Origin of the sequence: Halococcus morrhuae DSM 1307, assembly GCF_000336695.1 — an archaeon.
GTDB lineage: Archaea > Halobacteriota > Halobacteria > Halobacteriales > Halococcaceae > Halococcus > Halococcus morrhuae.
Genome location: NZ_AOMC01000123.1, coordinates 37,044 through 47,580, shown reverse-complemented (window position 1 = coordinate 47,580; position 10,537 = coordinate 37,044). Strand labels below are relative to the sequence as shown.

The following is a 10,537-nucleotide window of genomic DNA, read 5'->3' as shown; positions in this document are numbered from 1 at the left end:
CCAGCCCGCTCAGAGATGTGTATAAGAGACAGGTACAGCTCGTTCTCGCGACGGTCATCGCCATCTCGGGCATCGCGCTCGTGACGGGTTCGCTCACGGTCGGACCGTCGGTCTCGAACGCGGCTTTCGGCGGCGCGCCGGCGCTCGGGATCACGACCGTCGCCATCCAAGTACCAATGCTGTTCGTCGGCTTCGACGTCGTGCCACAGGCCGCCGAGGAGGCCGACATGTCCTCGCGCTCGCTCGCGCTGGTGGTGCTCGCCGTCGTCGCGACGGTCGGCCTGTTCTACATCGTCAGCATCTGGGCGGCCGGCGGGGCCGTCGCCGCGGGCGCGCTCGGCAATAGCCTCGTGCCGGCCGCGACGGCAATGAGCGCGATCTTCGGCAGCACCGTGGCGGGCAAGCTGATGACGATCGTCGGCATCGGCGCGCTGCTCACCAGCTGGAGCGCGTTCGTCATCGGCGCGAGCCGCATCGTCTTCGCGATGGCCGATTCGGGGCTCCTGCCGGAGTCGCTTGCCACGGTCCACCCCGAGTACAACACGCCCTCGCGCGCGATCGTCCTCATCGGCGCACTTTCGATGGCCGCCCCGTGGTTCGGCGGCAACTTCGTCAGTTCGATCATCAACGCCGGCTCGCTCGGGATCGTGCTCGCCTGGTTCACCGTCGCGGTGTCGTTCGTCGCGCTGCGCTACAACGAACCCGAGATGGAGCGGCCGTTCAAGCTTCCCGGTGGCTACACCTTCGGCATCGCCGCGATGGTCGTGACGCTGTTTTTCATCGGGCTCTACATGCCCGGCGCGCCCTCGGCGCTGCTCTGGCCGCGCGAGTGGGCGATCGTCGTCGCCTGGATCGTCCTCGGCGCGGTGCTGTTCGCGCTCTCACGGCGATCGACGACCGAGACCACGATGGAGGAGACCCGACAGCCGGTGTCGGAACAGCAGTAGCGCACGCTCCTTCTCGACCTCGTTGTCACCACTGCCATCCGACCCTCACGGCCGGCGGCCGTCAGCACCCACTTTCGACCGATGACGGTTTTCTTGGAGAGTGTTTCAAAGCTGCACCCACTCGTCGGAAACACGGTGTGGCCGCTTCGCTCGCCGTAGCCGCGCCGCGCTGGCTCGATAGATAGAGAGAGAACGAGAGGGGGGGGGGGAAGAATCGAAGCGATGTCGGCGATCATGATGAGAAAACCATGGCATCCCTACGCACTCGATGAACACCATTATCGGTGCGTTTCGGAACCGATGGTATCCGAGAAACTAGCGAGCGCAGCGTGACGCGGTTTGTCCGGATCGATGTCGTCAGCGGCCGAGATCATTCCACGGATGCTACGAACGCTCGCTATCGCCGTGAGCAGCGATCCGTCCGTCGATGCGGTCGAACGGATTCCGGTGAAGGGGAGGCCATCAACAAAAACGGTCGCTCGATGATCGATACGGCGATCCGCCGATCACTCAGGGCGCGGCGGCTCCTGTTCGCGTCGAGCCAACTGCCCGCGTTCGAGGATCGTCCCGTCGGAGAACCCCTCGCTCGCCGCGGCGCGGGCGGCCGTGATCGTGACGATATCGTAGACATCGTCGGCGCTCGCGCCGCGCGAGAGATCGCTCAGCGGTCGCGCGTAGCCCTGCAGCACCGGGCCGAGCGCCGTCGCGCCCGCGAGCCGTTCGGTGAGCTTGTAGGCGATGTTGCCCGCGTTCAGATCCGGAAAGACGAGCACGTTCGCGTCGCCGTTGACGACGCTCGCATCCCCGTTCTTCCGTTCGGCGATGCTCGGGACGAGCGCCGCGTCGCTCTGCAGTTCGCCGTCGATGCAGAGCCCGTCCATCCGTTCGCGGGCCAGTTCCGTCGCCCGTCGGATCTCGTCGACGGTCTCGTGGCTCGCGCTCCCCTTCGTCGAAAACGAGAGCATCGCGACCCGCGGCTCCCAGCCGAGGAGCTTCTCGGCTGTCGTTGCGGTCGCGAGCGCGATGTCCGCCAGCTGTTCGTCGTCCGGGTCGATGTTCACCCCACAGTCGGCGTAGAGCAGCGCGCCGTTCTCGCCGATGGTCGGATCGTCGAACGCCATCAGGAAGTAGCTCGACGCGGTGTCGACCAGCGGATCGAGACCGATGATCCCGTTGGCCGTCGCGACCACCTCGGCGGTTGGATGGGTCGCGCCGGCGACCAATCCTTCGGCCTCGCCGGTGCGCGCGAGCCACGCCCCGAGCACCAACTCGTCGTCGAGCACGCGTTTTGCGGCCGAAACGGGCACATCGCGTAGCGCGGCGTACGCGGCGGCGTCCTCCTCGATCCGTTCGTCGGAACGATCGAGAACGGTGAGTGCGCCCCGCGACAGGTCGTGCTCGGCACACAGTGCTCGCGATCCCTCGTCGGTATCCAGCAGCACTGGCTCGGCGATGCCGTCGCGTGCAGCTCTGACGGCCGCTTCGCGCACGCGGCTGTCGTGGGCTTCGGGGAGAACGATGCGCGGGCTCGCCGTCCGTGCTTGTTCGCGAAGTCGTGAAAGAAGGCTCATCGGTGGTTCGGATGCGGTGACGATCGGTGACCGCCGCCGGCTCAGCCCTCGTAGTTGGCGTCGCCGGGCTGGCGGTATTTCTCCAGAACGCGCTCGGGATCGTCGAGCGCGTCGCGGCGGAACGGTTCGAGTAGTTCGGTGCCGTCGGTCATGATCTCGACGACGGCGGGCTCGCCCGACTGGAGCGCGTCGGTCATCGCCGACTGGATGTTGTCCGGATCCTTGACCCGCGTGCCGTGTGCGCCCATGTCGCGGGCGATCTCGGCGAAGTCGGGGTTCTCCGGCAGATCGGTGCCGACGAAGCGGTCGTTGTAGAACCAGTACTGGTTCTGCTTTTCGGCACCCCACTCCATGTTGTTGAACACGACCGCGACGGCCGGAATGTCCTCGCGGACGGCGGTCATGATCTCGTTCATCGACTGCATGCCCCACGCGCCGTCGCCGACGAGCGCCACTGCGGGATCGTCGGGTCGGGCGACCTTCGCGCCGATGGCCGCTGGGTAGGCGAACCCGCAGTTGCCGTAGGTGCCGGCGGCGAGGAAGTTACCCGGATTGTCGAACTCCAGGTAGGCGTTGGCCATCGAGCAGGTGTTGCCGATGTCCGTCGCCACCATCGTGTTCTCGGGCAGCGCCTGTGCGACGTCCCAGAGCGCGCGCCGCGGGTGGATCGGGGCCTGATCCGACTGGGACATCTCTTCGAGTTCGTCCTTCCAGTCGGCGTAGGCCTGCTCGATCTCTTCGACGCGCGAGTCGTCCGCACCGGCGGACGCATCGAGATCGCCGGCGAGGCCGCGAACGGTTTCGGCGGCATCGCCGACCAAGCCCAACTCGACGCGCGTGGTGCGCCCGATCTGGGAGGCGTCGGCGTCGATCTGGATGACGTCGGCGTCCTCGGGGAACCAGTCCATCCCGTACTGGGGCAGGAGACCGAAGCCGCTGAGACGGCTGCCGACGGCGAGCACGCAGTCGGCCTCCGAGAGCGTCTCCATCGCGGCCTTCGAGCCGCCGTAGCCCAGCGCGCCCACGGCGAGGGGATGGCTGATCGGGAAGCTGTCGTTGTGGAGGTAGGAGTTCGCCACGGGGGCGTTCAACTCCTCGGCGAGGTCGGCGACCTCGTCGATCGCGTCCGAGTAGATCGTCCCGAGGCCGGCGATGATCGCCGGGTTGTCGGCGTCCGAGAGCATGGTCGCGGCCTCGCTCACCTTCGAGTCGTCGGCCGACCCGATGCGCTCCTGGCGATACTGGTTCGGCTGGAGTACGTCAGTCTCGATCTCGCCGTAGAGCTGGTCGCGGGCGAAGTCGATCTGAGTGGGCCCCATCTCGGTCAGCGATTCGCGATAGGCAGTCCGCACGTACTCGGCGACGCGGCTGTTGTCTTCGAGACGGCCCTGCCAGTCGACGCACTCGTCGAAGATCGACATGGTGTCGGCCTCCTGGAACCCGTCGGTGCCGATCGAGCCCGTGGTGGCGGCCGGCGAGAGCATGATCACCGGCGAGTGGTTGAGCTGGGCGGCCTTGATGCCCGTGACCATGTTGGTGACGCCGGGACCGTTCTGGGCGACGCAGATGCCCGGTTCGCGGCCACAGAGCGCTTCGGCGTAGCCGTCGGCCATGTGGGCGGCGTTCTGTTCGTGGCGCACGGGCAGGTAGCGGATACCCGCCTGCGGCATGATGTCGAGGAAGTCCATGAACGCCGAGCCGACGATCCCGAACATCACGTCGGCGTCCTCGGCGACGAACTGTTCGAGCAGCGCCTCGCTCGGCGACATCGTCTCACCCTCGTGGAGCGGTGCGTCCTCGGTCGGTGGTGGTGCTTGCTGTCGTGACATTCCGTTCGACCCACTTGCATCCATATCACGGAATGACTTATAACTTCCGTCTCAAATCAATTCCTGGGAAGAAACTACAATAGAATAGGAGAAATTGAATAGAAGAACACACTTCCCGCAGAAAGTTGACTTTCCGACGTGACGGTTTCAGCCGATCGTTCATCGCCATCGACGGCTCTCGATCGCCGACTGGAGCCGGCGCTCGTCGATGCTCCAGGACTCGAAAACGAACGTGGAGAACGCGGCGAGAAGAGAAATCCGTCAGGGTAGCTCGCTCGCACGCGGACCACGCCACGTCGGTTTCATGCCGTCCATCGTCGCTTTATTGGATCGTTCTCGGCGCTTTTCGAGCGATGGGGCCTGATGCAGTCGCGACGCTACTGCTGATCGAGATACGCGAGCACGCCGCGGACGTTCAGCCGTTCCTCGGCGCTGGCCTTCCGTTCGGACCACGCCTCGGCCATTTCGCTGCGCTCGACGAACCGCTCGATGACTGCTTCGTCGTCACCCAACTCGGCGCGTGCGTTCTGGATGTCCGCGACCCACTCTTCCAGGATCCGTTCGTACTCGTCCAGCAGCGCTTCGTCGTACTCCCGGGGACCGAAGTGGCCGAAACACAGGACATCGGGGTCGATTTCGCGGATCGTTTCGATATCGGCGAGACAGGCCTCCAGATCGAAGTTCGAGGGCGGCGACGTCTGGCGGATCGTTTCGATGCTCGGGATCCAGATACCGGCCGCGTCGCCGGTGAACAGCGCGTCGTTTGCGCGGTCGTGGAACATCACCTGATGAGGCGCGTGGCCCGGCGCGTGATGGACGGCGAGCGTATGGTTTCCACAGTCGATCTCATCGCCGTCCGAGAGCCCCTCGATGCGGTCTTCGGGGACGGGCTTCGGCTCGGCGTAATACTCCCACTGGCTCTCGACTGCTGCCTTGGTGCCCGCGACCAGCCGCTCGGGATCGATCAGGTGAGGGACGCCGATCTCGTGGGTCAGCACGGTGGCGTTCGGGCAGGCCTCGGCGAGATAGCCCGTCCCGCCAGCGTGATCGAGGTGGGCGTGGGTCGGGAGGATATACGAGAGTTCCTCGCGAGCGATGCCCACCTCGTCGAGCGCGTCGAGGATGTTTTCATACCTGGTGCCGATGCCGGTGTCGATCAGCGCGGGGCGGTCGGTGTCGAGGATGTAGACCGCGCCGTACTCCGCGGTGTCGTACATCCCGGTATCGACGTAGTGGAGCTCCGAACAGCCATCGACGGTGAACACGTCCCCGATTGCCATGTCTCCGGGAACGCCGAGCGCCGTGAAAAACCTCCCGTCGAACAATAGGATTTTGTCACACGGCATGCAATCGCCGGGAAATGCTCGACAGACAGTATCTCCGTGAGCACACCGACGAGGTGCGCGCGGCCCTCGACGCCCGCGGGGCCGACCTCGACCTCGATCGCGTGCTCGACATCGACGACCGCTGGCGTGAGGCGAAGAACCGGGGCGACGAGCTCCGACACGAACGCAACGAGGTCTCGAACCGTATCGGCGAACTCAAACAGGCCGGCGAGGACGACGAAGCCGAGGAGGCCATCGCGCGCTCGCAGGATCTCAAAGAGGACATCGCCGAGGTCGAGGAACGTGCCGACGACCTCGAAACCCGACTGAACGAGGCCCTGCTCGAAATCCCGAACGTTCCCCAGGAGGGCGTGCCCGAGGGCGCGGACGAATCGGACAACGTCGAAATCCGCCGCGAGGGGTTCGACGATCTGCGCGAACTGCCCGCCGAGGTGACGCCCCACTACGATCTGGGCGAGGAGATGGAGATCCTGGATTTCGAGCGCGGCGCGAAGACCACGGGTGCGGGCTTCTACTTCCTCAAGGGCGACGGCGCGCGGCTCGAACACGCGCTCATCCAGTTCATGCTCGACCTGCACCGCGAGCAGGACTACGTCGATGTCTTCCCGCCCGTGCCGGTCAACAGCGAGTCGATGACCGGGACGAGCCAGCTCCCGAAGTTCGCCGACGACGCCTACCGCGTCGGCGGGAGCGAACACGAGGCCTACGAGGACGACGATCTCTGGCTCTGTCCCACCGCCGAGGTGCCGGTGACGAACATGTATCGCGACGAGATCCTCCTCGACGACGATCTCCCGATCAAACACCAGGCCTACACCCCCAACTTCCGCCGCGAGGCGGGCGAGCACGGCACCGAGACCCGCGGCATCGTCCGAGTCCACCAGTTCAACAAGGTCGAACTCGTGAACTTCGTCCGGCCCGAGGAGAGCGACGAGCGCCTGGAGGGGCTGCTCGACGAGGCCGAGGAGACGCTCCGCCGGCTCGACCTCCCCTACCGCGTGCTCGATCTCTGCACCGGCGACCTCACTTTCGGCTCGGCGCGAACCTACGATATCGAGGTGTGGGCCCCCGGAGACGACATGGAGGACGGTCCCGAAGAGGGCGGCCGCTGGCTCGAAGTCTCCTCGGCCTCGAACTTCGAGGCGTTCCAGGCACGACGGGCCGGACTCAGATACCGCCCCGAGCGCCACGAATCGGCCGACTACCTCCACACACTGAACGCCTCGGGCACCGCCATCGGACGCGTGATGGTCGCCATCCTTGAATACTATCAGAACCCGGATGGCACGGTCGAAATCCCCGAACCGCTCCGGCCGTACATGGGTGGCCAAGAGACCATCGAGGGCCACGAGCCGGTCGGCGAGAGTGCGGTCGGCGCGGGTCGCAAGGACTAATCAGTCAGTGTAGGTCTCGATGCGCGCGATCGCCCCATCGTCGATCGTGTGGACGTCGACGAACCCGAACAGGCGGTCGCCGTCCTCGTCGAGCAGGCGGCCGCGGACGGCGATCTCGTCGCCGTCGTCGTAGAGTCTGTCGAGTTCGTGGCCCGTCTCGGTCCGCGGGCGCTCGTCGCGCATGAACGCGACGAACGTCTCCCGGCCCTCGAACGTGCGGTCGGGGCGCTCGTGGACGAACTCTGGCGCGAGGAGCCCTCCGAGCTCGTCGTAGCGCTTCTCGTCGATCGAGCGGTAGTACGACCGGACGGTGCGGGCGCTCATGGTGTCTGTGACGGTAGTCATCGAAAAGAGCCTACCGACTCCCGTCGTCCGCACTCGTTGGCCGAACGCTACGGGACGATCTGCTCGCCGTCCTCGTGGATCGTGATGGCGTCGACGGGACAGACGCGGGCAGCGAATTTGGCGTCCAGCTCGGCGTCGTCGGGCACCTCGCGGACGAATTTCCCGGGCTCCTCTTCCTCGCCATCGACCAGCACCGCCTTGCCGGCGTCCTCGTCGCGCTCGAACCCCTCCCACTCGGCGACGCACTGGAACATGCCGATACAGGTCTCGCGATCGAATTCGACTCGCATACGCCCGCTTCTCCCGGCGCGACCATATGGCTGACGGCGTACTCCGACGGTTTAAACGGTGAGCGGCACACAGAATGGGTAATGCACGTCTCGGAGCTGTCGGCGGTCCCGGAGTGGCTGCCCGAGCATCTGGGTGGCGAGGGGATCGAGGAGCTCTACCCACCCCAGGCGGACGCGGTCGACGCGGGCGTCACCGAGGGCGAGAGTCTGGTCGCGAGCGTTCCCACGGCGTCGGGGAAGACACTGATCGCCGAACTCGCCATGACTGCGAGCGTCGCCCGCGGCGGCAAAGCCCTCTACATCGTCCCGCTGCGCGCGCTCGCCGGCGAGAAACGCGCCGAGTTCGAGACCTTCGAGCAGTACGGCCTCACCGTCGGCGTCTCGACCGGCAACTACGATTCGGACGGCGAGTGGCTCGCGACCTGTGATATCATCGTCGCGACCAGCGAAAAGGTCGATTCGCTCGTCCGCAACGACGCACCCTGGATCGATCAGTTGAGCTGTGTGGTCTCCGACGAGGTCCATCTAGTCGACGACGGCCATCGCGGACCCACACTGGAGGTCACGCTCGCGAAACTCCGCCAGCGCAATCCTGGCCTGCAAACCGTCGCGCTCTCGGCGACGATCGGCAACCCCGAGATCCTCGCCGACTGGCTCGACGCCGAACTCGTCGACTCGACCTGGCGACCGATCGATCTCAAGAAGGGCGTCCATTTCGGACAGGCGATCCACTTGGAGGACGGCGAACAGCACGAACTCGGGGTCAGGGACGGCGAGAAGCCGACCGCCGCCATCGTGCGCGACACGCTCGATGACGAAGGGTCGACGCTCGTGTTCGTCAACTCCCGGCGCAACGCCGAAGCCGAGGCTCGTCGACTCACGAGTACGGTCGAGGGAGCGCTCACGGCCGACGAACGCGACCGTCTCGCCGACATCGCCGCCGAGATCCGCGACGTGAGCGATACCGAGACGAGTTCGGATCTGGCGAACGCAGTGGAGGAGGGTGCGGCCTTCCATCATGCCGGTCTCGCCTCCGACCACCGCGAGCTCGTCGAGGAGGCCTTTCGCGACCGCCTGCTCAAGGTGGTGTCGGCGACGCCGACGCTCGCTGCGGGTGTCAACACGCCGAGTCGTCGGGTCGTCGTCCGCGACTGGCGGCGCTACTCGGGCGAAGCCGGCGGGATGGAACCGCTCTCCGTTCTCGAAGTCCACCAGATGTGTGGCCGTGCAGGACGACCGGGGCTCGATCCCTATGGCGAATCGCTGCTGCTCGCCAAGAGCCACGACGAGCTCGACGAGCTCTTTGACAGATACATCTGGACCGAACCCGAACCCGTTCGCTCGAAACTCGCCGCCGAGCCCGCCCTCCGCACCCACCTGCTCGCGACCGTGGCTTCCGGGTTTGCGGGGTCGCGTTCGGGGCTGCTCGAATTTCTCGATCGGACGCTCTATGCGACACAGACGGACGAAGGCGGTCGTCTCGAACGCGTCATGGATTCGATGCTCGACTACCTCGTCGCCAACGATTTCCTCGAACGCGACGGCGACGACCTGACGGCGACCTCGCTCGGCCACACCGTCTCGCGGCTCTACCTCGACCCGATGAGCGCCGCCGAGATCGTCGATGGTCTCGAACACGCCGACGAGCGCCCGACCGCTCTCGGACTCTTCCACCTCGTGAGCCGCACGCCCGACATGTACGAGCTCTACTTGCGCTCGGGCGATCGCGAGGAGTACACGATGATCGCCCACGAGCACGAAACGGAGATGCTGGGTAGCGTCCCGAGCGAGTTCGAGGAGCGCTGGGACGACTGGCTCTCGGCGCTCAAGACCGCCAGCATGCTCGACGACTGGGCGAGTGAACTCGACGAGAGTACGATCACCGATCGCTACGGCATCGGGCCGGGCGATTTGCGTGGGAAGGTCGACACCGCCGAGTGGCTGCTGTCGGCCGCCGAACGCCTCGCGGGCGAACTCGGACTGGAGTGGGCACCAGCAGTAAGGGAAGCCAGAACGCGCGTCGCCCACGGCATCCGCACGGAGCTCATCGATCTCGCGGGCGTGCGTGGCGTCGGTCGCAAGCGCGCCCGCCGACTGTTCGAGAACGGGATCGAGGGTCGCGCCGATCTCAGAGACGCCGAGAAATCGGTGGTGCTGGGTGCGCTCCGTGGACGGACGAAGACCGCCGAGAACGTCCTGGAGAACGTCGGCCGGAGCGATCCCTCGATGACGGACGTCGAACCGGCGGGGTCGGTCGCGGTGGCCGGCGACGGGTCGGACGAGAACGATCAGTCGAGCCTCGGTGAGTTCTGATGGAGCCCGTCGAAGGACGGGCGACGATCGAGGACGTGGACGAGTTCGTCGCCCGACTCGGCGCGATCGGCGACGAGCACGGCTGTACGGTGCAGGCGTTCGACGCGCGCTATATCGTTTCACGAACCCATCTCGAACGCGCACTCACCCTCGCCGATCGGGCACGCGAGCGCGGCGAGGCGATCGCCCGCGAGCGCGCGGTCGAGATCCTGCTCTACGCTGCCGGTCGCCGTCAGATCGAGCGGGCGCTCGAACTCGGTGTGGGCGAGGGCGACCAGCCGGTCGTCGTGCTCGTCGCAGCCGAAGAAAGTGGTAACGAGCGTGCCGCAAGGGACGAGATCGAACCGCTGCTCGATGCCAAGGACACTCTCGGCGATTTCGACGCCGCGCGCGTCCGCGAGTTCTTCGACATCGGCGAGCGGGAACTCGCGGCGACGGAAGCATGTCTCGCGGATCTCGTCCGCGAGCGGGTCGCGCTGCTCGATGTCGAGAAGTGATTGCT

At 66.1% G+C, this 10,537-nt stretch carries 9 protein-coding genes; 4 read left to right on the top strand and 5 right to left on the bottom strand.

The genetic code is table 11. The features are described 5' to 3' along the window. The coding region (locus C448_RS10025; RefSeq protein WP_338034753.1) for an APC family permease at positions 1-947 on the top strand (947 nt) is incomplete at its 5' end. Between the two features lie 506 nt (positions 948-1,453). On the opposite strand, the gene C448_RS10020 is transcribed toward C448_RS10025, so the two are convergent. The 3 genes from C448_RS10020 to C448_RS10010 form a co-directional block, all read right to left on the bottom strand. Then, complete coding sequence (locus C448_RS10020; RefSeq protein ID WP_004054415.1) at positions 1,454-2,518, bottom strand: phosphotransacetylase; 1,065 nt, start codon at positions 2,516-2,518, stop codon at positions 1,454-1,456. A gap of 41 nt (positions 2,519-2,559) precedes the next feature. Beyond that, positions 2,560-4,347: a sulfoacetaldehyde acetyltransferase gene (gene xsc, locus C448_RS10015; RefSeq protein WP_004054413.1), complete on the bottom strand. Its 1,788-nt coding sequence runs from the start codon at positions 4,345-4,347 to the stop codon at positions 2,560-2,562. Positions 4,348-4,724: 377 nt separating this feature from the next. Then, positions 4,725-5,627, bottom strand: a complete 903-nt coding sequence (locus tag C448_RS10010) for an MBL fold metallo-hydrolase (protein WP_049916243.1) — start codon at positions 5,625-5,627, stop codon at positions 4,725-4,727. Between the two features lie 80 nt (positions 5,628-5,707). Between C448_RS10010 and serS the strand changes: the two genes are divergently transcribed. Further along, positions 5,708-7,087, top strand: a complete 1,380-nt coding sequence (gene serS, locus C448_RS10005; protein ID WP_004054410.1) for a serine--tRNA ligase — start codon at positions 5,708-5,710, stop codon at positions 7,085-7,087. On the opposite strand, the gene C448_RS10000 is transcribed toward serS, so the two are convergent. Next, positions 7,088-7,411 carry a nuclear transport factor 2 family protein gene (locus tag C448_RS10000; RefSeq protein ID WP_004054408.1) on the bottom strand — a complete coding sequence of 108 codons (324 nt, stop codon included), beginning with the start codon at positions 7,409-7,411 and terminating at the stop codon, positions 7,088-7,090. Positions 7,412-7,479: 68 nt separating this feature from the next. Then, on the bottom strand, positions 7,480-7,722 hold the full coding sequence (locus C448_RS09995; RefSeq protein ID WP_004054406.1) for a ferredoxin: 243 nt from the start codon (positions 7,720-7,722) through the stop codon (positions 7,480-7,482). 81 nt (positions 7,723-7,803) lie between these two features. On the opposite strand from C448_RS09995, the gene C448_RS09990 reads away from it, so the two are divergent. Together C448_RS09990 and cgi121 are read left to right on the top strand one after the other, a co-directional pair. Then, positions 7,804-10,035 (top strand): ATP-dependent DNA helicase, encoded by a 2,232-nt coding sequence (locus C448_RS09990; RefSeq protein ID WP_004054404.1) that lies wholly within the window; start codon positions 7,804-7,806, stop codon positions 10,033-10,035. Continuing rightward, entirely contained in the window at positions 10,035-10,532 is a 498-nt protein-coding gene (gene cgi121 / locus C448_RS09985) for a KEOPS complex subunit Cgi121 (RefSeq protein ID WP_004054403.1), read from the top strand. The genes C448_RS09990 and cgi121 overlap by 1 nt, the downstream gene beginning before the upstream one ends. Positions 10,533-10,537: the final 5 nt, after the last annotated feature.